Origin of the sequence: uncultured Microbulbifer sp., from assembly GCF_947489355.1 — a bacterium.
Lineage (GTDB): Bacteria > Pseudomonadota > Gammaproteobacteria > Pseudomonadales > Cellvibrionaceae > Microbulbifer.
The window spans coordinates 14207-40394 of record NZ_CANLDD010000043.1 but is presented as its reverse complement, the minus strand read 5'-3'; the positions used below and the strand labels follow the sequence as shown (position 1 = coordinate 40394).

The window sequence follows — 26188 nt, the reverse complement described above, 5'->3', positions numbered from 1 at the left end:
CAGCACAACGATGGTATACCACCTGCAAAGGCGGAAGAAAATCTTAACTTACTGTCCGGTAAAAGTTGACCACTACAAACTGCAAGAAGGCAGGAATAGAAGATTGGCTCAGAGGAGCCGCACGGCTCCCACTTTGTCAAGGTCAGAAGTTGTCACGCACCTCCGCACTTATGGTGCTGAGTTCAAAAACCCTCGTATAGGGTGTGCCAAACACATGCAGCGTGCGACCGCTGGGAATGGCTGCGCACCCGTTGTCGAGCAGGTTTCGAACCGACAATACTAACAAGCAGTTGCCACTCTGCCACGACAGGCGGCCGTTTATGACCGGTGCCCAGTCTATGGTTAAGATATAGGCGGTGTTGGCCCTGGACTTATCCAGGCTCTGTTGCAGTTTGCTCTCGGTGGCGTAGAAGTGTTCCACAGGGATTCCTGGTCACGGATCGCCACCAGGCCTAGGCGCAGGCGCAGAGTGTCTGGTGGCAGCCAATCGACGGTGACTTCGAAACCGGTAAATTACTGGTTGTCGTTGATCATCTACGGCAGGGCGTTGGCGGAGCCCGGTGGTTTGCTCTCGACACTGCGCTGGCGATTGTCCACAATCATATCGAAATAGCTGAGCCGTACGCGCAGGCTGTCGAGCAGGTCGTATCATTCCCAGTTCAATATTTTTCACCCCTTCCGGTTCGGCTGGTGTATCGACTTTGATCAGGTTGAGTGGATCTAAACTTCCGAACTTATGACTGTTGGAGTAGGGCAAAACGCCATCGCCCGCTCGCTAAAATGATATTTCCCAACCAGGCGGCTGGTGGATACACGCACTCGTCGCTGGCTTCGCACAGTTTCTCTCTCACGTTGTGGTTGTCGGCGGCGGAGATAATCATTTCCTCCACTCCCATGCGTAGATTGCGGAAACTGATGCCCAATGTCAGCCAGGTACAGGAGTTCTCGTCAGCGCTGTAGCGTAGGCGGGCGAGAACATTGATCTTGTCGATAAGGGCGTAATCCAGTTCTTAATTGACGCCGAGCTTGGTAAAGCCGCTGGTATTTTCCACCAACTACACCCAGTTCCGGCCAGCGAAGATTGTCTGTGTATTGAGGGATGTTATGTCCCCTCTCTGATGGTCAGTAGCTCAATAAGATCGAATTGTAATACTGTACTTTCCCAACACGGATATTGCTTTAATTGTTGTTAGATTCCACCCCAAGACGGTGTCTGATGCAGGGAAATACAGCAAATTTACAAATGCCGCAATAGTGTTATGTATAGTCGCTTACTGCCGGGTCAGAAGAAAAGAATACCCCTCTCCCAGGATCGTATGAGGCATGGATGCCGATTACGAGCATACAAGGATGTATTCACAGCGTGTCCTGGGAGAGGGGTATTCTTTTCTTCTGCTTTACTAGTATGTAGCATGACTATCTGGTGGCTACATGTATGCCGACCGTAACATCACGAAAATGTCAAGGCATCCACTCCGCATAGATATCGTATCGCCGTAAAAAATCCCTTTGTGGCAATCTACATCGACGTCATCCTTGAGGCGTTTTCCGCTTTAGATTTTTATTCTTTCCTGTACATAAAAAATTGGCTGAATAAAATAAAATCAAAAAAGTTCTAAAATAAGTTACTAATCAGGTTATGAACTGTTCGTATGGAGTCTTTTGGGTAAAGTCAAAATTTTTACAGTTAACGTTAACAACAATAAGGCTTGCTGATTATCTAGTGAGAAAGTACTAGCTCTTGGCTGGATAAATGAGGAGCAGATCACGGAAAAAAAACCGCTGAAAAGGGATTCTTCGTGGGTGGCGCCATATATCATAGTTCTCCATGAAACTAATTTTGAGGATAGCTGTAAAAACTATTCCTGAGTGCCTCAATATGTTTCATTCTCGTATTTATAAGGTGCTTAAGTCGAAAAACTACAACTTTCAGATGTGCCCTGGAGAATAAATAATGGGAATAAAAAAGCATAAATCCCAGCATATTTCAGCATATATAGATCAGTCTATTAAGGAAGCCGAAAAAAATCAAATTTTTAATAAAACTGTCTTGAGTAATCTCTCGCAAGCTGATCAGGAAAAGTTCGAAGCTTATGCTAAAGGTCCGGATGTGAAAATTCCGTATCAAATGATCCATCAGGCCATTGAATATCAAACCATAAAGCAGGGAGGCGCTATTGCTGCAAAACACAGAAATCTGCAGATAACCTACGGAGAATTGAGTCGGCAGGCTAGTTATCTTGCAGTGCAATTGAATAAGTTAGGTGTGGGGCCTGGTGATAATGTAGGTTTATTTTTGGAGCGATCAATTTATATGTTAGTTGGTATTCTTGCGATATTAAAAACTGGAGCTGCTTATGTTCCACAAGACGTTAGAATAACTCCAAAGTCAATTTTGTTAAAGGTTATGGGTGTAGCCGGAATCAGGGTGTATTTAACTCTGTCACACCTTATCGAGAAAATACCATCCTCTGTCAATCATACGATTTTGGCCATTGACGATTTGCACAGAAGTTCTGGCAGTTGGAAAAGCAATATCTCAACGAAAATGTGCGTAACAAAGGTCAATCCCAACAACAATTGTTTTATTTTGTTTACTTCCGGCACCACAGGTACTCCTAATGGCGTCCAGGTTACCCATGGCAATGTGTGTAATATTTTGCTGTCTAGGCCAGGAAATTTAGGAATTAAGTCGGGATACAAAGTGTCTCAATTACTGAACATTGCCTTCGATATGGCAGCATGGGAAATATTGGGTTGTCTGGCTCATGGTGGCACGCTGATGATCAGAGATACCGATTTTACAGAAGTTGCCCGGCAGTGTGATGTGATCATCGCCACTCCAAGTATTCTGTCAAAAATTGATTCCACACTCTGTCATTCAACGAAAACCGTAGCAGTAGCAGGAGAGCCCTGTCCAAAACCCCTTGCTGAGCAGTGGGCGGCCAAGTGTCAATTCATCAATAGTTATGGGCCAACAGAAACAACTATTATTAATACCGCACAGCTTTATTTTTCTTATCCATATTCGCTTACTATCGGTAAACCTACGCCAAATAACACGGTGTATTTGCTTGATGAGCACCTTCGGCCATGTTCGATCGGTAGTATAGGAGAAATCTGGGTGGGAGGGAAAGGCGTTACAGCTGGTTATATTAATAATATAGAATTGACCAGGGAGCGATATCAGCCAGATCCTTTCATTGCCAATGGTGGAATGATGTTCAGAACTCGTGATCTGGGGCGTTGGAATGAAAATGGTGATTTGGAGCATTGGGGACGAACAGACGACCAAGTAAAGATAAAAGGTTTTCGAGTTGAGCTGGACTCAATTTCTACCGTTACTGAATCCGTCAAAGGGTGCCAGCAGGCAGTAACATTGAAAATAAGTAATGAAAAACTGGTGACATTTGTTACACCCCTTAGTGTTGATACTCAAAACTGTATGGATACCATTGGTGCAAGACTGCCATATTACTGTTTACCTTCAACTATCATTGCTCTTTCTGAGTTTCCAGTGACAGACAGGGGCAAGATTGACAAGCAGGCATTAATGGATCAGGTTCATAAAAAAACAGTGCATTATTCTTCATAAGAAAGGAGCAGGAGAGACAGTATTATGGATGCAGTGGTAGAAAAGCTCACTTTAGATGGAAAACCAAGTTTGTTTCTGAGAATCCTGCGGCATCGTTATCTTGAACATTATAATCGCCTGTTTTTTTTGGTGTTTACTGTTAATGTTGGGATATTATGGCATGGATTAACTCAGACAGGTTGGTGGCCGAAACAGGGCACTGATTTATCTGTGCTATTAGATTTGGTTTTGGCCAATTTCGTTGTTGCTGTATTGGTGCGTCAGCAATATATTATCAACTTTTTCTTTTGGGTTGCAACCAGAGCCCCAGTCAGTTGGCCACTCTGGATCCGATGGAGTCTGGCCAAAGTATACCATTTTGGAGGGTTGCACAGCGGCAGCGCTGTGGCTGGAACACTCTGGTATGCTGTTTTTTTGGCAGGGCTGATCTATCAGCAAAACAATCCGCTGTCAAACACACCCAAAAACCTTGTGTTGGTGGCATTTTTACTTATGGCAGTACTTGTGCTTATTGTTGCCATGGCGTTGCCATCAGTTCGGCGTCGTATCCATAACCAGTTTGAGTGGGTGCATCGATTTGGCGGTTGGTCTGTACTCATTCTTTTTTGGGTTCAAACTTACCTGCTTGCCGGTAGTTTCTCTGATCTTATCCGGAGCACCTCCTTCTGGGGTCTTTGCATCATAACGTTCAGTGTGATCCTACCTTGGCTACGGCTAAAAAAGGTGAAGATTAATATTGTTTCTCCTTCTCCTCATGTTGCTCTGACCCGTTTTGATCATGGTGTGACACCTTTTGCAGGCTCCTCCACCGCCATCAGCCGAAACCCTTTACTGGAATGGCATTCATTTGCCAATGTGCCTGCACCAAGTGAGGATGGATTTCGGCTGACAATCTCCCGATCTGGAGATTGGACAGGCAGATTTATCGATGACAAGCCAAAGCAAGTTTGGACAAAAGGAATTCCAACAGCAGGCGTGGCCAATATTGAGGTATTATTTAGAAAGGTAGTATATATAGCCACCGGCAGTGGGATTGGCCCCTGCTTACCCCATCTGTTGGCAAAAAAAGTGCCCGCCAGTTTAATCTGGTCAACCCGCAGTCCTCGTAAAACCTATGGCGACGAACTTGTTGATGAAGTGCTGGGTGCTGTACCTGATGCCTTAATATGGGATACCAGTAGCCGTGGCAAATCTGACCTTGTTAAGTTGGCACAAAATGCTGTTCGAGCAACTAATGCAGAAGCGGTTATCTGTATTGCCAATCAGCCCCTCACCCAGAAAGTAGTTTACGAAATGGAATTACAGGGAATCCCCGCCTATGGGGCGATCTGGGATTCTTGACCTTAATGGGTGTATTGGATTGTTTTAAACACCAGCTATGATAAGACTTTACTACCGTTTTTGTATCTGAAGTCGTGCAAAATCCCAGACCGTAAATTTACCTGCATAAACGCGATATCAAAAGCCTCCTTTGCTCGATAGAGCTGGAATCACCTCAATCAATTGTCTTTTCTTGATGGTTTTGACGACAATGTTTTTCCTTTTTCACCTCAAGTGCGCTGTAAAGGATCACCCTGGCGAATACTGGTCTCACTACCTTGAGGGCTAATCTATCAATGCTCCCTACTATTCATCAAGCTTTGTTCACCTTCCTATCAGTTGATTTCTCTCTTTATAGTCGTCTTATTTTTGGCTTATGTTGACTTTTCAGTGCTTTTCCACTAGTTTCGCGACCACGATCAGAGGTGCCTTCTGCCTAAAGTTGGCTGGGAAGGTTAAACGGGAAGTCCGGAATTCCGGCGCTGCCCCCGCAACGGTGATCCGCTTGAACTATAAGCGGTAAGCCCGATACCGGCCTCTATTCGAACCACGATGGAGCGGAGGGCTGCCATCTTGCAATACGACCTACCACGCTTATGCGTGCCGCATTGCTATTCCTCCCTCGATCCCATGTGCTTTTGTCCTTAGGGGTTGAAACTTGAATAAATCTATATTGAGCTGGGCTGTATTGTCAGCCGCCAGCGCACCAGTTTTTGGTAATTCCACCGATAGCGAATCATCCATTCCTGCCCTGGAAACCGTGGTCGTTGTGAGCTCTCGGCAAAGTGAGCCACTGCGCAGGGTTGCCACCTCGGTGACGGTGCTGGATGAACAACAGCTAAAAGCACGGGGATTGGCCTCCCTGGCTGATGTCTTGCGCAGCGTGCCGTCGGTTTCCGTTTCCAATAACGGCGGTATGGGCAAGACAACCTACTTGCAGGTGAGGGGTGAGTCTGGCTTCAGAACCCTGGTGCAGATTGATGGTATCGATATCTCTGACCCTTCAAACCCCCAGGGTGGTGCCCATATTGCACATATTATGAGCAGTAACCTACAGCGTGTTGAGTTACTGCGCGGCCCACAAGGTATGCTCTATGGTGCGGATGCAGGCGGCGTGCTCGATATCTCGACACGGCGTGAGGAGGAGAGCCAGCGTTTTGAGGTTTCCGCTGAGAGCGGCAGCTACGACTCCCAGCGCTACAACGCCAGCGCCAGCGGTGGTAATGATACACTGGATTACTTTGTGTCCTCAGCAAAGGCGGAGACCGACGGCTTTAATACGAGCAGTGACGATACCGAATTTAAAGATGATGATGGCTACGATAATGAGACTCTGCACGGTCGTGCTGGGTGGAATCTGTCGGAGCAATGGCGAGTGGAAGCGGTAGTGCGGGATACTGATGCCACGGGAGAGTATGATCGCTGTGGCGGGCCGGAAATATTGGATGACTGTACATTTGAGTATAGCCAAGAGAGTGCGCGAGTCAGCTTGGCCCATAAAGGTGAGATTGGGCAACAGGAGTTGTCTTATACACACTCCGATACGAGTCGTACTTACGTTTCTGGATGGGGCCCCTCCCATACTGAGGGAGATGCTAAAAAGCTAAATCTCATCGGTTCCCATGACTTTTCCAACAATCACTCAATGCTCTATGGAGTGGAGCAGCGCAAGGACACTATGGGGGAGGCAGATCGGGATCAGTGGGCCCTGTACTCTGAGTATCAGGGAAACTATGCCGATCAGGCATTTGTCACCTTGGGATTTCGCCATGATGACAGCTCAGATTTCGGTAGCCATAACAGTTTCCGGGCCAGCTCTGCTTACCTGTTTGGACAGGTGGCAGGTGGTACATTTAAGCTTAAGGCCAGCTATGGTACCGGCTTCCGCGCTCCCAGTCTGTATGAGGTTAACCACAACGCTACCGCAACTGATTGGTTGACTTTTGAGCCACTAGAACTGCCAACACTATCGCCGGAAGAGAGCCGGGGCTTGGATATTGGTGTCGAGTACTTCGATGAAAATGCGCTACATCTTGAGATTGTGCTGTTTAACCAGGTCATTGAAAATGAAATTGGCTGGGACGGGGATGTGTATGGTTACCTGCAAAGCCATGGAAAAAGCAAATCCCGTGGAGTTGAGTTGATAACCGAAACCCAGTTGACTGACTCCCTGTTACTTTCTGCAAATTACACTTATACCGATACCGAAGAGGCGGATGACTCCCCTCGTCCGCGCCGCCCGGAACACCTGGCCAATCTTGGCTTTACCTACAAGCCGACCAGCACACTCAGTCTGGTGATGAATCTGCGCTCCAGTGCCGGTGCAATAGATACAGACGGTTCCTCCATGGATGATTACCAAGTGTTGGATGCCGGTGTGCGTTACCAGTTGAATAACGTTACCACTGTATACATTCGTGGAGAAAATCTTACCGATGAAGACTACGAGGAAGTGCCGGGGTATAACACAGCAGGGCCTGCCGGTTATGCCGGTGTGGAATTCAGTTTCTAATATGGCTTCTTAAATAGTTTTTCGAACTGAGGTGACCATGTCGGAAGATCAGCAGAAAAAAAATGCCAAGCACAAGCAGGCAATGCAAAAACACAAAGCAAGGGTCGATGCAAATATCGCAGCGGCCGATATTCAGCGTGGTGTTGCTGTATTGCTCACTGGCAATGGCAAGGGAAAGTCCAGCTCGGCTTTCGGCATGGTCATACGGGCATTGGGTTACGGCCAGAAAGTGGGTGTAGTGCAATTTATTAAAGGCGCACAGCAGTCTGGGGAAGAGCTTTTTCTCAAAAACCACTGTCCGCAAGTAACCCTCTACCAAATGGGCACCGGCTTTACCTGGAATACCCAGGATCGAACCAGCGATATAGCCGCAGCGAAAAGAACCTGGGCAGAAGCAGAGAAAATGCTCACCGATGCCAGCTATGAGCTGGTGGTGTTGGACGAATTGACATATATGCTCGCATACAAATACCTGGATGAATCACAGGTATTGGAGGTGCTGGCTCAGCGTCCGCCAGAGCAGAGTGTAGTAGTGACCGGCCGCGGTGGTGGTAGTGCGCTGCAAAAGCTTATGGATACTGTGTCTGAAGTAAAAGATATCAAACATGCATTTAAAGCGGGGATCAAAGCCAGGAAAGGGGTTGATTACTAAAGTCTGTTAACACATATAAGTTGTACTCATTATGTCCGTTTTGATGGTCCAGGGCACCACTTCCGATGCTGGCAAAAGTACTTTGGTGGCGGCGCTTTCCCGCTATTTCGCCCGGCGCGGTGTTCGTGTTGCTCCGTTCAAACCGCAAAATATGGCACTTAACAGTGCCGTAACTACGGATGCCGGGGAAATAGGGCGGGCGCAGGCGCTACAGGCGCAGGCGTGCGGAATAGAACCACACAGTGATATGAACCCTGTGCTTCTCAAGCCTGCATCAGATACCGATGCCCAGGTTATTATCCAGGGCAGGGTACTGGAGAATATGCAGGCTCTGGATTACCATCATTACAAATCCACCGCACACAATGCTGTACTGGATTCCTTTGAACGACTCAAAAATCAATATGAGCTGGTGCTTGTCGAGGGTGCCGGTAGCCCGGCGGAAATCAACCTAAGGGAAAACGATATTGCCAATATGGGTTTTGCCGAAGCAGTGGATTGCCCGGTGGTATTGATTGCCGATATTGATCGCGGTGGGGTTTTCGCCCACTTGGTGGGTACCCTCGAATTATTGTCCCCTTCAGAGCGCGAGCGCGTAGTGGGCTTTGTGATCAACCGGTTCCGTGGCGACCTGCAATTGTTACAGCCAGGGCTTGACTGGCTGGAAGAGTACACCGGCAAATCGGTACTCGGTGTATTGCCCTATCTCCACGACCTGTACCTGGATGCGGAAGATGCTATTAGTACCCAGCAGGTCCGCGCTGATGCCAAATTGAAAGTGGTGGTACCTGTATTACCGCGCATTAGCAACCATACAGATTTTGATGCACTGAGATTACATCCAGATATTGATCTGCAATTTTTGAGTGTTCGTGATTCAATCCCCTCTTGTGATTGGATCATTCTACCCGGAAGTAAAAATGTACGGGCTGATCTTGCCTATCTAAAGGAAAATGACTGGCCCACACAACTGGATCGGCACTTGCGTTACGGTGGAAAACTCATAGGTATTTGCGGCGGCTTGCAGATGCTGGGAAAAGAGGTGCAGGACCCAGAGGGAATAGAAGATACCCCTGGCAGCGAACAGGGCCTTGGATACCTGGATTACACAACCAGGCTGCAGCCAGTTAAGGCGCTGGAAAATGTTTCTGGGTTTCTATCTTTGAAAAATCAGGAAAAAGAAAAGACGGATATCACCATACAAGGCTTCGAGATTCACTGCGGAATTACAGAGGGGCCAGCCTTGGAAACTCCTGCGTTATACCTTGATGAAGAAGATGGAAACCTCAGACCAGATGGTGCCATCAGTGCCGATGGGCAGGTGCTCGCTACTTATATACATGGACTTTTTGATTCACCGCAAGCCCAAAATGCACTACTTGCCTGGGGCGGCCTAAAAGGTGGCTCATCGCTGGATCTGAATGCCCACCGCCAGAAACAGTTGGACAGGCTGGCGGACTCAATTGCCGAACATATGCAGGGCACTTGGCTCAAGCAATTTGAAAGGGCTCAGAATACAACTGCGCTACGAGAAGAAAGCCAGTGACTATTGCCCGCATCAGAGCTTTAAATCTTGCTTGGTGGCTACTACCGGCAGTATTTGCGTCGAGTTTCGTCACTGCAGTGGCGGTAGGTGCAGTGTACCTCTCGCCATCGCAGGTATTCGTTGCGCTGAGTGGGCAGGGCGAAGGGGGACTGGCTCGAGATATCGTCCAGGCAATACGGCTGCCTCGAGCGATACTGGCCGCAGGGGTTGGAGCGGTGCTCGCAATCTGTGGCGCTATGTTGCAGGGGTTGTTTCGCAACCCGCTCGCAGATCCATCATTAATTGGCGTGACCGCTGGTGCCTCCTTCGGTGCTTGCCTGGCTATTCTGCTTGGCGCGGAAGTGGCGGGTGCCTTTGGAAGTTTGCCGATGGTATCGATTGCTGCGTTTTGCGGCGGCCTGACTGCGGTGGCATTGGTTTATAAGGTGGCAAAAGGTATCAATGGGACTTCCGTGGCTACCATGCTGCTGATGGGTATTGCCGTTACTGCCTTTTCTGCGAGCTTGGTCGGATTGATGGAGTATTTTGCCGATAATGAAATGCTTCGCCGCATCAGCCTGTGGCGGATGGGCGGGCTCGATGCGGCGAGCTATCCCCGCGCTTTTTTGATTTTGGCGGTGCTGTGTGGTTTGCTTGTTACCATGCCCCGATTCGGGTCTTCGCTTAATGTTCTTCTGCTGGGGGAGTCCCAAGCACGACATCTCGGAGTTGATGTAGAGCGGGTAAAAACTACCTTGATTGTGTTTGTTGCTGCAGGGGTGGGGGCCTCGGTCGCAGTGGCTGGCAGTATCGCCTTTGTCGGTTTAGTGGTGCCGCATATGGTGCGTTTATGGGTAGGACCGGATCACCGCCAGCTGCTGCCCCTATCAGCACTGGCCGGGGCAATCCTATTACTACTCTCTGATACCCTCGCGCGCACGATTATTGCTCCAGTTGAGATACCGGTAGGGTTGATTACCGCACTGATCGGGGTGCCGTTTTTCATTTCTTTGTTGCGCAAAAACAAAAGGTCCCTCTAGTGGCTCTATTATACGCGGAGGGAGTCTCTGTAAGTGTGGACAATCGGCCGCTGCTCACCGAGGTACACTTTGAAGTTGATGTCGGCGAACTGGTTTGTGTGATTGGTCCCAATGGCGCTGGGAAGTCGACGCTGTTGCGCGCACTTTGTGGCGAAGCCGCGATGGAGAATGGGTGGGTTCATTTTAAAGGGGAGTCTCTCCCCAGTTTGCCTGCCCGCAATCGAGCCAGGCAATTGGCCGTTCTGCCGCAAAACAATCCGCTTTCATTTGCCTTTACCGGGCTGGAACTGGTGGCCCTGAGTCGAACACCGCACGCCACAGGAACTGAGCGAGATAGGGCAATCTGTTTGGAAGCTATGGCGGCTCTAGACGTTAGCCACTTATCCGAGCGTCTCTATCCCACACTATCGGGCGGTGAACAGCAGCGATTGCAGCTGGCACGGGTAATGGCCCAAATCTGGCGTGCTGAAGACGGAGGCGATCGTTTGCTTTTGTTAGATGAGCCGGCCACCAGCCTCGATATCGCCCATCAGTATGGAATGATGAGGGCTGTGCGGGATTTTGCACGGAGCGGCGTGGCTGTTGTAATGACGGTTCACGATCTCGCTCATGCCAGTGGTTACAGCGACCGGATTCTCGCCCTAAAGCAAGGGCGCAGCATGGCTTACGGGAGCGCTGAAAGCGTCCTGACCACAGAAAATATGCAGCAGCTTTATGGGTACAGTGTCACGGTGATACCGCATCCGGTGACTGGTAAATCTCTGGTAGTGGCAGATGTATAGCAATAGTGAGGTGCACTTGATACTGGGTGGTGCCCGCAGTGGTAAAAGCCGATTGGCGCAGCAGCGCGCTGAACACTGGCTGCAAAACAATAACGCCGGGGGGCTTGCCTATTTGGCAACTGCCACTGCGGGGGATGAGGAAATGTTTTCCCGTATCACTCGCCATCAGGGAGATCGGGATCAACGCTGGCAGACTATAGAAGTGCCCATCGCACTGGCAAAGGCTTTAGACGCAGCTCCACATTCCCACTGCGTTTTGGTGGATTGCCTGACCCTGTGGCTCAGTAACTGCATCCATCAGGGGGTATGGGAGCGCGAGCGTGACGCATTGCTACAGTGCATTGACCTAAGGCGTAATGATCTGAAAAACAGTGTTAGTCCCTGGTTTTTTGTTAGTAATGAAGTTGGATCGGGGGTAGTGCCTCTTGGGCAGCTATCTCGGGAGTTTGTAGACGCTGCCGGGTGGTTGCACCAGGTGTTGGCAGAAAGGGCAGACAGCGTAACCCTGGCCATTGCCGGTTTACCGCTAACCGTCAAATAAATTGTGCGTGAGAGGCCTAAGGCTATGACGGATGAATTGAACTGGCTCTATGAGCCAGCTCCAACACCGGACCAATCTGCTCGAAATGCTGCTACAGCTCGACAGAAACAATTAATAAAGCCGGAAGGCGCGCTCGGCCGGCTGGAAAGTCTCGCTATAGACTTCGCTGGGTTCCAGGGCAGAAAGCAGCCTCAGCTTGAACGCTTGTCTGTGCGAGTTTTCGGAGCCGATCACGGTATCGCTGCCCATGGGACTTCGCGATTTTCCCAATCTGTAACCTCGGTAATGCTCAATATTTTTTGTGAGGGTGGGGCGGCTATTAATGTGTTGAGCCGCGAGCAGAATGCCGATTTTGCCGCAATCAACCTGGGCTGTGTGGTGCCTGCCGGGCACCCAGGCCTGGTAGATGAAGTCATAGCCCCTTCAACGGCAGATTTTTCCCAAGGTATTGCCGCCATGACTTATACACAGCTGGCATGCGCACTTAATGCTGGGCGTCGACAGTCCACCGATAGTGATTGTTTTATCGGCGGTGATATGGGCATCGGTAACACCACCTCCGCGGCTGCTATCTTTGCAGCCCTGTTCGATTTAAAAGTGGCCGATATTACGGGTCGTGGAACCGGCGTTGGTGATGCGGTACTCGCCCGCAAGGTTGAGCTGATTGAATCGGCGCTGGAGCAGCACTATGCAGCGTTCGACTCTCCAATAGACATTTTGCGTATTCTCGGCGGCTTTGAAATTGCGGCATTGGCCGGAGCTTTTATTGCCAGTGCACAGCGGTGCACTCCGGTATTGGTCGATGGATTTATGGCAACTGCTGCAGCCGCCATCGCTGGGGCTATCAACCCCTCAGTAAAACCCTGGTTACTTTATGCCCATTTGTCTGAGGAATCCGGGCACAAATTGGCTCTGGAGTGTATGGAAGTTACGCCCATACTTAGCTTGAATATGCGGTTGGGGGAGGGCACTGGCGCTGTATTGGCCGTGAGTATTATCAAGCAGGCGATTAACTTACATAACAAAATGTTCACCTTCAGTGAAGCAGGTGTACCGGTTGCGGATTGACCTGTTGCGTCACGGTGCCTGTTCTGGTGGCAGCATTTTTCGTGGGCAGATTGACGTCCCCTTGACTGATGAGGGTTGGAAACAGATGTCCCGTGGGCTTGAGGTGCTACCCGGTCCATGGGATCGAATTGTCACCTCTCCACTGCATCGCTGCCAGGCTTTTGCTACCCAACTCGGCCTCGATAAAAAATTGCCAGTGAGTTCTTCTGCAGGTATCCGCGAAATTGGTTTTGGTGAGTGGGAAGGACAACCGGTCGATAAAATCTGGACCGAACAACAAGCGTTATGTGATGCGTGGAACCGTGATCCGGATAAACACTCGCCGCCAGGCGGCGAGCCCTTTACCTCTTTTCGCTCCAGGGTGTTACTCACAATAAGTGATTTATCCGTCCGCTATACGGGAAAGTCCCTGTTGTTAATAACCCATGGTGGTGTGATTAAGTTAATGCTGACCATTGCCAATGGTTGGTCACCCAGCCAGATGATCTCGCTGCAGGTTGGCTATGGATTTGCCGCATCGATGGAATACGATTGCACTAGCAAAACTTTTGCGATTCCCTACCCAGAGCTGAGTACCTATGTTTATCGTCCGTAAGTTCTCCGGTCTTACCCAGGCGTTTCTGTATGCGCTGGTCTTTCTTACCCGGTTGCCGGTGGCGGGGCTGCTCCACCGTGTAGACAAGGAGACGGTGGAACGGTCGATTTACTTTTACCCTTTGATTGGAGTTGTAATCGGGTTGCTGTTATCTGCAGCTGCGTATCTTCTGGATCCACTGGGAACCCATCTGCAGGCAGCGATATTGTTGGGGTTCTGGGTCATATTGACAGGTGCCTTACACCTCGATGGCCTTGCTGACTGTGCCGATGCCTATTATGTCGGGCATCAGTGTGCCGATTCTGAAGATCGACGTATCCGAACTCTCACTGTGATGCACGACCCTCATTGCGGCTCAGTCGCGGTGGTCGCCCTTGTTGTATTTCTATTGATTAAATTCGCAGCGATTGCAACGCTGCTTGGGCAGATGCTGCCGGCAGCAAAAGGTGTCTGGATATACCTGCCTCTGATGCTATCGCCCATGCTGGCCAGGGCGGCAGCGCTATCTCTCATGAGTATTTCTGAATACGCGCGCATGGAAGGCTTTGTCCCGCCTTCAGGTTCAGGGCGAAGGTGGGAGTTATTGCCAGTGGTTGTTATCGTGTCAGTTGCCGGCTTCATAGTAACGCCCGCGCCAATCGCACTAGGGATGGCCTGTGTTTTACCCAGTTTAATTTTGTTTTGGCGTCACTTATGGGAAAAAACGATTGGTGGCTACACCGGTGACTGCCTCGGTGGTCTGATTGAAATTATTGAGCTTGCAGTATTGATCCTATGGGTAGCCCTGACCACGATTTGAAATCCAAGTGTCAAAAATTAGTAAATAGCAGAGTTAAATGATGCCCCGGAGTACTATCGCAACCTTCATTACTACTTTGAGCCTGTTATGGGCAGGGTTTTGCTGGGCTGGTGAACCCGTACGTGTGCAAGATGCCCGGGGCCACTGGATTGAACTACCCGCACCGGCAGAGCGTATCGTCGCTTTGGCCCCGCATATCGTGGAGAATTTTTACAGTGCGGGAGCGGGAGATAAGCTGGTTGCCGCGGTTAGCTACAGCGATTACCCAGAGCAGGCGAGAAAATTGCCGAAGATTGGCAACTACAAAGCACTGAGTTATGAATCCTTGTTGGCCCTTAAACCGGATCTGATAGTCGCCTGGGGATCGGGAAATGGCGACGAAATGATACAAAAACTGGAGGATTTCGGGTTTACGGTATTCGTTAACGAGTCCCACACACTCGAAGATATTGCGCTGAGTGTAAGGTTATTTGGTGAACTTGCCGGTACTGGTAACAATTCAAACCGTGCCGCAACCGAGTGGCTTAAACGGCTTGCCAAGCTAAAGCACAACAACAAAAAGCTAACGCCTATAAGTGTCTTCTACCAGGTATGGAATGATCCGCTGCAAACACTCAATGGTGAACACTTGATCAGCGATGTGATTGAGTCCTGTGGTGGCCGCAATGCATTCGCTGATGCGATAGTTCTGGCCCCAAAGATTAGTATCGAATCTGTTCTTAACCGGAATCCTGAGGTGATTATATCCAGTGGTATGGGCGAAAGCCGGCCAGATTGGCTGGATGCTTGGGAAGCCTATCCGACACTTAGTGCAGTGAAAAATGACAACCTCTATTTTGTGCCCCCGGATATCATCCAGAGACATACTTTTCGTGTGTTGGATGGTATGGGGATGATATGTAGCAACTTGCGCAAAGCGCGGGCGAAGGCTAGCACTGGTTTGACTGATGGGAGGGCAAGGTAGTCTGTTCCCTACGAAGAGTAGTAGCCAGAAGTTCGCCCAAGAGAGCACGTCGGGAATGATTTCCGAGCTGTTATTCATCAGCAAGTCAAAGATGTGGTGGGATTCGTGTTCATTCGTACCGATTACCCTGGCGTGAATGGCCGTGCGAAAGTTTTGGACCTGAACCAGCGCCTGTACGGGTGCAAGAGCGGGCAGGTCTCGCCACACAACCTACCGCCGGCGGTAAAGCGGCCACACTTCACGGTATTCTATCCACCGAAATTTTCACAGACGGGCTGGTAACGGCTGCCGCCGCCGTCAGTCCTCGTTCTACGCCCCCCGGGGGGGGAGGGGCGCATCTGTGGCTTTGATAAAATCCATCAAGCTCGCAGAAACTCAGTAGTATCAACCCCCGCTGCCGGTAGCGTTTATCTCCCGTATATAAAAGGGGAACCAGCGGGCTCGGTGACTAGGGAATGCGATTTCTTTCTCTACTCTGTTCACTCACCAAAAAGAGATCAGAAGTAATGAATAAAAAAATCACGCTGGGTCATTTTGACATATCTACAACGCTGGCCGCTGCCATCGGGTTGTATGCACTTGCGGCGCTGGAATCGAACGCGGCAACCTCCTCGGGCGCACTGTCTCCGGTCACGCCAAAAGATGTCGTTTACCAGATCATTACCGACCGTTTTGTGGACGGCGATACCTCCAACAATATTCCCGCTGGGTCAAGTGTCAGTCTGTTCGACGACCCGGACCAGGACGGGCTCGGCAATGGAGACGACCTGAAGCTGTACCAGGGCGGAGACTGGCAGGGTATTGTCGATAAAATTTCCTACCTGAAGGACATGGGTATTACGGCGGTGTGGATTTCCGCCCCCTATGCGAACCGCGATACGCCAATTTACGACTATAAAGAGAGCGGTGGCTACGATCTCTGGACAAGCTTCCATGGCTACCATGTGCGCAACTATTTCGCCACCAACAAGCACTTTGGCCTGATGCAGGAGTTTGAGGCGATGAGGGACGCGCTGCACGCCAACGGCATAAAACTCATTATCGACTTCGTATCAAACCATACGAGCCGCGGCAGAAACCCGACAAGTGGAAACGCTCAGGAGGACGGAAATCTCTACGAGCCGGACAAGGACGGCAATGGCAACTATGTGTTCGACTCGAATGGCAATCCCGTCGACCACAACTCAGACGGCAACTTCGAAAACCTTCTCGCCGATCCCAACTATGACATCAACGGCTGGTTCCACAATCTCGGCGATCGCGGTACCGACGACACCCAATTCGGATTTCGATTCAAGGACCTTGGCTCACTGTCCGACTTCTCCACCGAGAACGCGGCCGTCGTAGCGCATCTCGAGGAAGCAGCAAAGTTCTGGAAATCCAAGGGTGTGGACGGCTTCCGCCATGACGCTACGCTGCACATGAGCCCTTCGTTCGCCAAGGGGTTCAAGGACGCCATCGACTCCGCCGATGGCGGGCCGCTGACCCATTTTGGGGAGTTCTTCATCGGCCGCCCAGACCCCAAGTACGATGAGTACCAGTCTTTTCCCGATCGGACCGGTATCAACAATCTCGACTTCGAGTATTTCCGCGCATCCACCAACACCTTCGGCAACTTCTCCGAGACGATGAGTGCGTTCGGCCAGATGATGACTGCGACCAGCGCCGATTACGAGTATGAGAGCCAGGCGGTCACCTTCCTCGACAACCACGACGTCACCCGCTTTCGCTACATTCAGCCGAACAACAAACCCTATCACGCGGCCCTGGCCACGCTACTCACCGCACGCGGTACGCCGAACATCTACTACGGGACCGAGCAGTACCTGACCGCCGCCGACGCCAGCGATATTTCCGGTCGGGTTTTCATGGAAAGAGAAGTCCCTTTCGATCAGGCGACAACGGCTTACAAGACGATCCAGTCGCTCTCCACCCTGCGCCAGCAGAATGAGGCCATCGCCTACGGTGAAACCGCCATACTTTACAGCACCAATGATGTGCTGGTATTCAAGCGACAGTTTTATAACAAACAGGTGGTAGTCGCGGTAAACCGCCAACCGGACCAGTCGTTTTCAGTCCCGGCGATCAACACGACCCTGCCGGCAGGCAGTTACGGCGATGTGCTGAGCGGCCTGCTGTTCGGGGACACAGTGACGGTTGGCAACGGGCAGATAGCGCCCTTCACACTGGAGGGAGGCGAAGTCAGTGTCTGGTCTTACAACCCCGACCTGGGCACCGATATTCCCCGTTTGGGCGATGTGATGTCCACCATGGGGCGCGCCGGGAATACCATTTACCTTTACGGCACGGGTCTCGGTGGTGCCGTCACGGTCAAATTCGATAGCACGTCTGCGATCATCATCGCCAACAGCAATACCATGATTAAAGCCGTCGTGCCCAGCGTGAGTGCAGGTGTAAAGCAGATTACGGTCACAAAAGGCAGCAAGGTCAGCAACCAGTTTCGCTATGAAGTGCTGTCGGATGACCAGAATCAGATTATCTTCAAAGTCAACACCAGCACCAGCTTGGGGGAGAATGTCTATATCGTCGGAGACATACCCGAACTTGGCAACTGGGATACATCCAAGGCAGTTGGCCCCTTTCACAACCCGAACTATCCCGAGTGGTTTCTGCCGGTCTCCCTGCCGAAGCACACCACGGTGCAGTTTAAGTTCATCAAAAAGGACGACAACGGTAACTTAACCTGGGAGGGGGGCAGTAACCGTTCGATTACCTCGTCTTCCACCCCGACCGGAACTTTGGAGACGAGTGTATTCACCTGGCAGTGAATACCCGGTCCCGGAAGGTTGCAGACGGACCATAAAAGTCGGCCGGGGGGCGGCGGAGGGTGTCCCAAGGCCGTTTACAGCGGTCGCGGGGCACCTTTTGCCCCGTTTTGGTAATCGATTGCACCCTCCCCATTTGGTACATTGACGTCAGTGAATTAAGCAGCATTTAATATGAATAACATTCTCCAGCTTGCCGTACGCACACTAATCTCGGCTACGCTCGCCATTCCAATGGCAACCAGTGCCAGCCAGGGCGAAGAATTCGTTCCGCAATGGGCCAAAGAGGTCGTTTGGTACCAGATTTTCCCGGAACGCTTCCGCAATGGTGACACCGCCAACGACCCAGGAAGGAAGGACATACTCGGCGCAGACCCCCAGGAAGCGCCGAAACAGTGGCAGGTCCACCCCTGGGGCAGTGACTGGTACGAGTTGCAGGCCTACGAAAAAGCCAATGGCGAACCGGAATTATGGAAACATCTGTTGCGGCGCCGCTATGGCGGCGACCTACAGGGAGTTATCAATCAACTCGATTATCTGAAAGCCCTCGGCATCAGTGCCATCTACCTCAACCCGGTATTCGATGCCCCGTCCCTGCACAAATACGATGGGGCCAGCTACCACCATATCGATCCCACTTTCGGCCCTGACCCCGAAGGTGATCGCAAACTGATGGCCACGGAAGACCCTCTGGATCCATCGACCTGGGTCTGGACCAGCGCCGATGAGCTGGCATTGAACCTGATTGATGAGGCGCACAAACGGGACATCCGAATCCTGTTCGATGGCGTCTTCAACCATATGGGCATCAACAGTTTCGCCTTTCAACACCTGCGAAAGCACCAGCAGGCGTCCCCCTACAAGGACTGGTTTATCGTCGAATCTTTCCGGGACGATAAAACCGGTAGCAAATTCAAGTATTCCGGCTGGTTCGGCGTGGAGTCACTGCCGGAATTCCGGGAGGATGAACACGGGCTGGTCAAAGGCCCAAGAGACTATGTGTTTGCCGCTACCGAGCGCTGGATGAACCCAAAAGGCAAGGGCATAGAACACGGCATTGATGGCTGGCGGTTGGACGTGGCCTTCGAGGTCCATCACAACTTCTGGAAGGCGTGGCGCAGCCATGTAAAGTCGATCAATCCCGAGGCCTACCTGACCGCCGAGATTGTCGATGTACCGGAAAAGGTAAAGCCTTATCTTCAGGGCGACGAATTCGATGGCGAGATGAACTACAACTTTGCCTTCACCGCGGCTGAGTTCTTTTTCAACCCGCCGGACATGAATATCAGTGTCAGCGCGTTTGACCGCAAGCTGGCCGATCTCAGGGACCTCTACCCACAGGGCGTCGCCTATGTCGTGCAAAACCTGTTTGGCAGCCACGACTCCAACCGCATCGGTTCACATATCGTGAACCGCGGTATCGGCAATTTCCGGGATTGGGGCAACTACTTCAATAGATCACAGGTTACCAACAACGCCGACTATGTCGTCAGGAAGCCCAACGAGCACGAAATTCAGCTGCAAATGCTTTTCGCCATCTTCCAGATGACTTATGTGGGTGCCCCGATGATCTACTATGGCGATGAAGTGGGCATGTGGGGCGCAAACGATCCGGATACACGCAAGCCGATGATCTGGCCGGACATTGAGTATGAGGATGAAGTCTACCTGCCCGATGGCAGCAAGCGTTCCCCCGACCAGGTTGGCGTCAATACCGACCTGTTAAGACACTATCGCAACCTGATTCATATCCGCAACCGGAATCCGGCATTGCAACTGGGCGATTTCCAATCGGTGTTAATTGACGATAAGCGCCGGCTTTACGGCTATCACCGGGTGTATCGCAACAACCAGGTGTTGGTCATACTGAACAACGCTTCTCAGGCAAACACTATTTCGGCGGAGATACTCGGCGACTCAACCTGGATCAATGTGCTGAACCACCAAAAAGACACTTACGACCAGCGACGCGGCAAGATAGTGATACCCCCGCTTGATGGTCTGATTCTGGTACGGCAGTAAGGCATAGTCCCTAATTAATATCTGCGGCGCGGCTGCACGAATACCGCTGTTCCCTGCAGCACCAGCGCGCGCAGCCGCTCCAGCAGCATATAGCTCATAATCTGTCGTCTAGCGTGTATTTATCGTAAGTTTGGGGCAGCCCCGAGTTGCGATAAACGTCCTTATAGGGCTACAGCCCCCGGAATTACTAGGTTAAAACTGTCCGAAGTGTTGGAATCAGTAAATTCTTTAGAGTTTTCACGCACGACTTGCGATCCTCCGAAGAGGTATTGGCAAACCCTAGAACCAAGCCGGACTTTAAAACTTTAGTGGGGGAGAAAAATGATAATGGTGTGCTGCCAAAGCCTTGTAATGAAAGTTTTTTTGATAAATCGATATCGTCCATATTTGATGTGGCGATCACAACATGCATTCCGGCACTATTGACAATTAATTTTGCTTGAGGCTCCAAGTCTTTGCGTATCAATTGACAAAAATTATTCCATTTTTCTCGATAGTTGATACACATTCTGCGCAAATGCCGTACGAAATGTCCCTCTGCAATAAAGTCTGAAACTACAGCCTGGGATAGAAGTGGTGAATAGCCTGATAGCATTTCTTTTGCTTGGGCAAATACCTCTACAAGTGCTTTAGGGACAACCAAGTAGCCCAGGCGCAAACCGGGTTGTAGGGTCTTGCTAAAACTGCCCATATAAAGAACGGGAGTGTACTCTGCCATACCTTGAAGAGCGGCTACGGGTCTGTGTTTGAACGAAAATTCACTGTCGTAGTCATCCTCTAATATCCAGCAACCAGATTGTGCGGCCCAGTCGAGCAGTTTCAGGCGGTCACCAGCAGGCATAACTCCGCCCATAGGGTACTGGTGAGTTGGAGTGGTAAAGAGGAGCTTTCCCCGCATGGAGCTTTTTATCAGGGCATTCACATCCAGGTAATTATTCTTTAGACCCACCATTTTCAGGGATGCCCTGTTGGCCTCGAAGGCAATATGTGCTCGGCGGTAGCCGGGGTTTTCCATTACTACGGTATCACCTGGATTCAATACCACTTGTGCGCACAAGCTCAGGGACTCCTGGGCTCCGTTAGTAATGATGATTTGATCCGGGCAGCAACGAACCCCTCGGGAACTACGCAGGTATTCTGCAAGCGCCTGACGCAGAGGCAGATACCCCTGGCTGGGCCCATAGCCAATCAATGGCAATCTACTTTGATGGCGTCGGTAGAGGCGGTTCCAGATGTGGAATGGAAATGCTTCCAAATCCGGTAATCCAGGCGTAAAAGGTTGGGACTTCTCCCTGGCAAGACGGGGGTTTCGCAGGGATTCACCCTGGGTGGATAGGCGTGGCAGATCGTCTGCGCTTGTACGAGGGCTCGTCTGCCAGTCCGGTTCTTTTATGGCCGCTACGTGAGAGGGTAGTGACGTGGAAATAAATACCCCTTGCCTTGGTTTACTGCCGAGAAAGCCTTCGGCTTTGAGTTGCTCTAGTACCTGAATAACGGTATTGCGACTGACGCCAAGGGTTTCCGACAGTCTGCGGGAAGATGGCAATTTGCTGCCGGCGGTCAATCGACCATTGCAAATGCTCTGTACGAGTCTGTGGTAGAGCTGGGTTTGCAAGGGTTGATTTGGGTCCAGGGTCAGGTCGGCTAGGTCTGGTGCGCTCAAAACTGGTACCATGCAGTGGTTAAAACTGGATCTTATCAGGATACCAGTAACTTTCTATATTGGCGATATCGATCAGCTATCTGCCGTTATCAGGAGGTTTTTATGGATACAGCCATTAATTGCACTCAAGAATTATCCACCACTGCGAAAAGCAAGGTGCGCAGGGCGGCAAAACGAGCCAGCTACCAACGTAGAGATGTATATCAACTGGTTGATGAACTGAAGCTCGGTCACGTTGGGTTTGTTCAGAGTGGGCAGGTGATCATTATTCCACTGACCATATGGCGCAAGGGAGACTGCCTGTATTTCCACGTGGCGAATAAAAGCCGCTTGCAGAAGCTGGTAGATGCAGGGGAAACAATCTGTATTTCATTTGCACAATATGATGAATGGGTGTTGGCAAAATCTGCGTTTCACCACAGTGCCAACTACCGCTCGGCGGTGTTATTTTGTCGCGGGGAACGCGTGCAGGATACCTGGGAGTTTGATGAGGTTTTTAAAACTATTATTAACGATATTGAGCCCGACCGCTGGGAGCAAGTACGCGCCCCCAATACCCAGGAGCGCAAGGGCACAGCGCTGATGCGATTAACCATAGAAGAGGGTTCTTTTAAAAGCCGGAGCGGAGCACCTACTGACAACAAAGAAGATCAGAGCCTACCCGTGTGGAGCGGAGTTAAACCTGCCTGTCCATTTCGCTAGGTAGTAGTAACTGCTATGTTCTAAAGCTATTGGTGCGCACAGTGTTTAACTTGGGTTTCTGTGTTGGGAAGGGAGAGTGTAAATAGTTCTGTGTAACTGCCCTTGTCAGTCTACTGATAAACCGGTAACTGTCAGATCAGGTCTGAACTACGACAGATATGGAGAATATGAATCCACCTGAGCGATTGAGAAAAATTTCAAACGCGCCTTTTTCTCCCAGAAGCTGCACGCTCTCTGTCGTCTGCATGGACATATTCTTTGTCTGTCGTGCTTAGTTTTCCATGCCCCAGGTCTGCTGATAGATCTTTAAGCGCTCTACTTTCTACATCCATTGAAGCACCGGTGTGACGAAGCCAATGAGTTGAAGTGGCCAAGAGGACCTTCGCATCATCTTCAAAGCCATCTTGAGCCATATTTTCACTTGCCAAATCAAATGCCTCCTGGGCCAGCATCGCGATTGTTCGCGCTCGCAGCCCTGGGTTCTGTTTTCGCATTGAGTGGAGTAGGGGAGAGGACTCGCCAACTGCAGGCAATCCGTCCAAGCCACGGCTTAGACGATACCGTCTTAAATACTCAAGAAAGTCGACTGGTACGCTCACTTTTCTCTTTTTATTGCCTTTTCCAAACACGATAAACCACCAGTCATCTTCCTCCCTGTAAAAATCCCCCATTTTAGGGCTCCAGTTTGACCGACATGACAATTCACTGACACGCAAATAAAGGCTCTTCATACCTGCAATGATAAAAAGGTGCCGCTCCCAAACCGGGTCTTCATCGGCCCTGGTTCTGGTGCTTTCTAAAACGTACTCCCACTGTAGTGCCGACAGGCGCTTAACCGAATCATTGGACACATCAACGATTAAGTGGGGGGAAGCCTTTTTGACAGCTGCAATTACGTTCCCAAAAGCGTAATCTTCCTCGACCAGATGGTTGTATAAAACACTCAGGTTTGAAAACACCTCCCGAAGAGATTTCTGCGCAAGCACGTAATTGCCAGAGTCTGGTTTGATATCTGTGCCTGGGGTGCCTCTAAGTAATTCCTTACGTTCAGCCTTACTTAATTTGACAACAAAGGGTCGCCAGTTCTTATTGGGTTTTTTCTGGCCGTCCTTAGACTCAAATCTCCTGCAAACTTGAGTTGCAATCCAGCTTTTTGGCGGGTTGACAACGAAATCAATGTACGCCTCGATGTCCCGCTTTTTCATCAAGGCTATAGATTTACCGTGAATACACCAAGCCCACAGTAAAAAACGTTCAGCTTCACTCCTAAACGCATTGTAGGTTGCTTCAGATCGCCGACATTTGCTCCACAGAAAATCCTTTACATGCCAGTAATCGTCAGTAGCTTCCGGAACAGGACCATCGGCTATCAAATCAACAAATGTCTTAACGGTGGAAATGTCTTCTGGAAACAGAGTACTGCGCTTTAGAGCATAGAATGGGCGGTGGGAGTCAAATAGCGGAACCGCTTTAAAACACTGGGACATAGGGCAAGAGCATCGGATAGTGATTTAGTGGCAGAAATCATACCATCCTTTATTTCCAATAGTAAACACTATTGGAAATAAAGGATGGTATTTTTCAAATGCCACTCCTCTTCTTAAAACATATCGCCTTGAGGCTCGGAGCTGTCCACATGCATAAAGCCATGTTCAGTATCGTCAGGATTTATTCCGACTACTTTTCTGTAGCTCGCATTCCAGACCCTCTTATTCACATTGGCTAGAGCAAGCCCCCAGATGGCATTAAAATTGCCGGCTGGTCGCCCTGTTACCTTCCTTGTCTCACCACATATTGGTAAACTTGCCTTGCATTGCCCGGCTCACGGGTATCGAATCTTCCCCAATGACAGCAACCATCTTACCCGTAAAGTCTTTCTTAACTTTGTCTATCGCCGAGACATTCACGACGCTGGAGCGATGCACCTGCCAGAATGTGTCCGGTTCTAACTGTGCCAGCAACTTTTTTAGCGATGTCCGAAGAATGTACTCGACCTTTTTCCCCTGCTCCTGTTTGTACAAAGAGACGTACTTATCCTCTGCTTTGAAATAGAGAACATCTGAAAGAGCAATCAGGTGAATTTCCTCCCCTTTACTTGCTCTTATCCAACTCAGATATTTGGGCAATTGAGGCGTATTTAGCTGCTGGATTTGATTAATGAGCGCCCCCAAATTGGCGGGAGGTTCTGCGCTGCTAAGCTTCGTTTTAAGCTTTTCTACGCATTGTGCCAGACGTGACTCGGAGACTGGCTTAAGCAGGTAATCTACGGCGCTAGCCTCAAATGCCTGAACTGCATATTCATCGAAAGCGGTGACAAATACAATGTGAGGGTTATGGTCTTCTTTGGTGAGCCTTTTCGCTACAGACATCCCATCCAACTCAGGCATTTTTATATCGAGAAACACCACATCAGGCTGATGCTGTTCGACCATCTCCAACGCCTGCTGGCCATTGCTCGCTAATGCAACAACGTCAAGCTCCGGCCAATCCTCGGCCAGAGCGTTGTTGAGGTGATGACGAAGCAGAGGTTCGTCATCCGCAATGACGGCGGTGTGAGGCTTAGTTTGCATCCATTTTGACCTCAAGACTTTCCAGTGACGTGCGTAAAATCGTAACCTGTGCGACCACACCGCCCGTTAGGCTTTTCTTTAGGCTCATCAAAGCATTACCGCCAAACAAGGTGTTCAACCGTTGACGAATATTCTCCAGCCCGATTCCCTGGCCGGGATGAGCATCAGCATGTCCAAAACCAATACCGTCATCCAATACTTTAATGCTCACCTGTTCCTTAGCCTCAGAAGCTTCAACCCTGATCCATCCACCGGCGGAGCTGGGTTCGATTCCATGCTGTACCGCATTTTCGACCAGAGGCTGAACCAACAATGGTGGAATATTAAAGTTTTCTGAGCAATGATTAATGATTTCATATTTCAGTCGCTCACCTAATCGAATTTTCTGTATGGCGAGATACGCATCCACCAACTCCAATTCGCCCTCTAAAGTGGAGTTGTGCTGACGACTCTGCTTCAACCTCTCACGTAAAAGTTCTGTAAGTTTTCCCAGCATCAGCTTGGCATTTTTCGCATCGCTGTCGATCAGCGCATTGATGTTGGCCAGTGTATTAAATAAGAAGTGAGGCTCAATCTGGCTTTGAAGCTGTTTCAACTGACTAAACAATAGCGCTTTTTCCTGCTCAGCCTGAATGCGTTTGGCTCGCTCTAACTCTTTCTGAGTCAACAGTTTTTGCTTATATGTGTAAAAATACAGAAAGCATGCCGCTAGAAAAATAAATCCAAGAATGATAACAGGCTTCATCTGGCTAAAATTAGAAAATTTTTCGTATTTACTTAGCCAGTAGTACGCATTAGCTGTACCCAAAGCCATTGAGCTGCCAATTGATATCACGCTGATCTGGCGCTTCGTCCATTGCCTGCTCGACCATTGCAACAGATAAGCGATGAAGATAGCGCTGTACCCGTAACCAAAACTGATCAAAATATGCTCCCAGAGCGGGCTGAGCCAAATCGTGTGCGTCGCAAAGGCTATCACAAGACAAAACAAGGATGTGAAAGCGAGACTCTTCAATCCCTCGGAAAGATGCGTTGCAAAGTTTGTCATCAAA

20 protein-coding genes, 1 pseudogene and 1 riboswitch are annotated in these 26188 nt (G+C 50.0%); of the genes and pseudogenes, 15 read left to right on the top strand and 6 right to left on the bottom strand.

Going from position 1 to position 26188, the window contains the following annotated elements; all coding sequences use genetic code 11:
• Positions 1-142: 142 nt before the first annotated feature.
• Positions 143-421 carry a hypothetical protein gene (locus Q1A48_RS15625; RefSeq protein ID WP_299946713.1) on the bottom strand — a complete coding sequence of 93 codons (279 nt, stop codon included), beginning with the start codon at positions 419-421 and terminating at the stop codon, positions 143-145.
• 1533 nt (positions 422-1954) lie between these two features.
• Between Q1A48_RS15625 and Q1A48_RS15620 the strand changes: the two genes are divergently transcribed.
• The 12 genes from Q1A48_RS15620 (at position 1955) to Q1A48_RS15565 (ending at position 15393) form a co-directional block, all read left to right on the top strand.
• Complete coding sequence (locus Q1A48_RS15620) at positions 1955-3595, top strand: AMP-binding protein (RefSeq protein ID WP_299946711.1); 1641 nt, start codon at positions 1955-1957, stop codon at positions 3593-3595.
• 24 nt (positions 3596-3619) lie between these two features.
• Positions 3620-4936: a hypothetical protein gene (locus Q1A48_RS15615; protein ID WP_299946709.1), complete on the top strand. Its 1317-nt coding sequence runs from the start codon at positions 3620-3622 to the stop codon at positions 4934-4936.
• Between the two features lie 385 nt (positions 4937-5321).
• Positions 5322-5470, top strand: a riboswitch (cobalamin riboswitch).
• 103 nt (positions 5471-5573) lie between these two features.
• On the top strand, positions 5574-7427 hold the full coding sequence (locus Q1A48_RS15610) for a TonB-dependent receptor (protein WP_299946707.1): 1854 nt from the start codon (positions 5574-5576) through the stop codon (positions 7425-7427).
• A gap of 37 nt (positions 7428-7464) precedes the next feature.
• Positions 7465-8079 carry a cob(I)yrinic acid a,c-diamide adenosyltransferase gene (cobO, locus tag Q1A48_RS15605; RefSeq protein WP_299946705.1) on the top strand — a complete coding sequence of 205 codons (615 nt, stop codon included), beginning with the start codon at positions 7465-7467 and terminating at the stop codon, positions 8077-8079.
• Positions 8080-8110: 31 nt separating this feature from the next.
• Positions 8111-9625: a cobyric acid synthase gene (locus tag Q1A48_RS15600; RefSeq protein ID WP_299946704.1), complete on the top strand. Its 1515-nt coding sequence runs from the start codon at positions 8111-8113 to the stop codon at positions 9623-9625.
• Entirely contained in the window at positions 9622-10644 is a 1023-nt protein-coding gene (locus Q1A48_RS15595; RefSeq protein ID WP_299946703.1) for an iron ABC transporter permease, read from the top strand. The genes Q1A48_RS15600 and Q1A48_RS15595 overlap by 4 nt, the downstream gene beginning before the upstream one ends.
• Positions 10644-11426: a heme ABC transporter ATP-binding protein gene (locus tag Q1A48_RS15590; RefSeq protein ID WP_299946701.1), complete on the top strand. Its 783-nt coding sequence runs from the start codon at positions 10644-10646 to the stop codon at positions 11424-11426. Before Q1A48_RS15595 ends, Q1A48_RS15590 begins: the two co-directional genes overlap by 1 nt.
• Positions 11419-11967 (top strand): bifunctional adenosylcobinamide kinase/adenosylcobinamide-phosphate guanylyltransferase, encoded by a 549-nt coding sequence (cobU, locus tag Q1A48_RS15585; protein WP_299946699.1) that lies wholly within the window; start codon positions 11419-11421, stop codon positions 11965-11967. The genes Q1A48_RS15590 and cobU overlap by 8 nt, the downstream gene beginning before the upstream one ends.
• A 24-nt stretch (positions 11968-11991) precedes the next feature.
• Positions 11992-13035, top strand: a complete 1044-nt coding sequence (gene cobT / locus Q1A48_RS15580) for a nicotinate-nucleotide--dimethylbenzimidazole phosphoribosyltransferase (RefSeq protein ID WP_299946697.1) — start codon at positions 11992-11994, stop codon at positions 13033-13035.
• A 4-nt stretch (positions 13036-13039) separates the two neighbouring features.
• Entirely contained in the window at positions 13040-13630 is a 591-nt protein-coding gene (locus Q1A48_RS15575; RefSeq protein ID WP_299946695.1) for a histidine phosphatase family protein, read from the top strand.
• Positions 13614-14429 (top strand): adenosylcobinamide-GDP ribazoletransferase, encoded by an 816-nt coding sequence (locus Q1A48_RS15570; RefSeq protein ID WP_299946693.1) that lies wholly within the window; start codon positions 13614-13616, stop codon positions 14427-14429. The genes Q1A48_RS15575 and Q1A48_RS15570 overlap by 17 nt, the downstream gene beginning before the upstream one ends.
• A gap of 124 nt (positions 14430-14553) precedes the next feature.
• Positions 14554-15393 carry a cobalamin-binding protein gene (locus tag Q1A48_RS15565; RefSeq protein WP_299946691.1) on the top strand — a complete coding sequence of 280 codons (840 nt, stop codon included), beginning with the start codon at positions 14554-14556 and terminating at the stop codon, positions 15391-15393.
• A gap of 39 nt (positions 15394-15432) precedes the next feature.
• Here the strand turns inward: Q1A48_RS15565 and Q1A48_RS21875 are convergent.
• A pseudogene (locus Q1A48_RS21875) lies at positions 15433-15534 on the bottom strand (Tn3 family transposase); the annotation flags it as partial.
• A 365-nt stretch (positions 15535-15899) separates the two neighbouring features.
• Here Q1A48_RS21875 and Q1A48_RS15555 point away from each other — a divergent pair.
• The gene (locus tag Q1A48_RS15555) at positions 15900-18182 is read left to right on the top strand and encodes an alpha-amylase family glycosyl hydrolase (RefSeq protein ID WP_299946690.1); all 2283 of its coding nucleotides are present in this window, start codon (positions 15900-15902) and stop codon (positions 18180-18182) included.
• Between the two features lie 171 nt (positions 18183-18353).
• Positions 18354-20201 (top strand): glycoside hydrolase family 13 protein, encoded by a 1848-nt coding sequence (locus tag Q1A48_RS15550; RefSeq protein WP_299946688.1) that lies wholly within the window; start codon positions 18354-18356, stop codon positions 20199-20201.
• 187 nt (positions 20202-20388) lie between these two features.
• Here the strand turns inward: Q1A48_RS15550 and Q1A48_RS15545 are convergent, their stop codons facing one another.
• Positions 20389-21864, bottom strand: coding sequence for a PLP-dependent aminotransferase family protein (locus Q1A48_RS15545; protein ID WP_299946687.1), 1476 nt, complete (start codon positions 21862-21864; stop codon positions 20389-20391).
• 102 nt (positions 21865-21966) lie between these two features.
• Here Q1A48_RS15545 and Q1A48_RS15540 point away from each other — a divergent pair, with 102 nt between their 5' ends.
• Positions 21967-22566, top strand: coding sequence for a pyridoxamine 5'-phosphate oxidase family protein (locus Q1A48_RS15540; RefSeq protein ID WP_299946685.1), 600 nt, complete (start codon positions 21967-21969; stop codon positions 22564-22566).
• A gap of 197 nt (positions 22567-22763) precedes the next feature.
• Here the strand turns inward: Q1A48_RS15540 and Q1A48_RS15535 are convergent, their stop codons facing one another.
• The 3 genes from Q1A48_RS15535 to Q1A48_RS15525 form a co-directional block, all read right to left on the bottom strand.
• Positions 22764-24053 (bottom strand): site-specific integrase, encoded by a 1290-nt coding sequence (locus tag Q1A48_RS15535; RefSeq protein ID WP_299946683.1) that lies wholly within the window; start codon positions 24051-24053, stop codon positions 22764-22766.
• A 297-nt stretch (positions 24054-24350) separates the two neighbouring features.
• On the bottom strand, positions 24351-25136 hold the full coding sequence (locus Q1A48_RS15530; protein ID WP_299946681.1) for a LytTR family DNA-binding domain-containing protein: 786 nt from the start codon (positions 25134-25136) through the stop codon (positions 24351-24353).
• The gene (locus tag Q1A48_RS15525) at positions 25126-26184 is read right to left on the bottom strand and encodes a histidine kinase (RefSeq protein WP_299946679.1); all 1059 of its coding nucleotides are present in this window, start codon (positions 26182-26184) and stop codon (positions 25126-25128) included. The genes Q1A48_RS15530 and Q1A48_RS15525 overlap by 11 nt, the downstream gene beginning before the upstream one ends.
• Positions 26185-26188 lie beyond the last annotated feature (4 nt).

Bases quoted from the DNA above. Each gene is read 5' to 3' on its own strand.
- Q1A48_RS15620 (WP_299946711.1), top strand. From the start codon at position 1,955: ATGGGAATAAAAAAGCATAAATCCCAGCATATTTCAGCATATATAGAT.
- Q1A48_RS15615 (WP_299946709.1), top strand. From the start codon at position 3,620: ATGGATGCAGTGGTAGAAAAGCTCACTTTAGATGGAAAACCAAGTTTG.
- cobO (WP_299946705.1), top strand. From the start codon at position 7,465: ATGTCGGAAGATCAGCAGAAAAAAAATGCCAAGCACAAGCAGGCAATG.
- Q1A48_RS15600 (WP_299946704.1), top strand. From the start codon at position 8,111: ATGTCCGTTTTGATGGTCCAGGGCACCACTTCCGATGCTGGCAAAAGT.
- cobU (WP_299946699.1), top strand. From the start codon at position 11,419: ATGTATAGCAATAGTGAGGTGCACTTGATACTGGGTGGTGCCCGCAGT.
- cobT (WP_299946697.1), top strand. From the start codon at position 11,992: ATGACGGATGAATTGAACTGGCTCTATGAGCCAGCTCCAACACCGGAC.
- Q1A48_RS15570 (WP_299946693.1), top strand. From the start codon at position 13,614: ATGTTTATCGTCCGTAAGTTCTCCGGTCTTACCCAGGCGTTTCTGTAT.
- Q1A48_RS15555 (WP_299946690.1), top strand. From the start codon at position 15,900: ATGAATAAAAAAATCACGCTGGGTCATTTTGACATATCTACAACGCTG.
- Q1A48_RS15550 (WP_299946688.1), top strand. From the start codon at position 18,354: ATGAATAACATTCTCCAGCTTGCCGTACGCACACTAATCTCGGCTACG.
- Q1A48_RS15540 (WP_299946685.1), top strand. From the start codon at position 21,967: ATGGATACAGCCATTAATTGCACTCAAGAATTATCCACCACTGCGAAA.
- Q1A48_RS15535 (WP_299946683.1), bottom strand. From the start codon at position 24,053: ATGTCCCAGTGTTTTAAAGCGGTTCCGCTATTTGACTCCCACCGCCCA.
- Q1A48_RS15530 (WP_299946681.1), bottom strand. From the start codon at position 25,136: ATGCAAACTAAGCCTCACACCGCCGTCATTGCGGATGACGAACCTCTG.
- Q1A48_RS15525 (WP_299946679.1), bottom strand. From the start codon at position 26,184: ATGACAAACTTTGCAACGCATCTTTCCGAGGGATTGAAGAGTCTCGCT.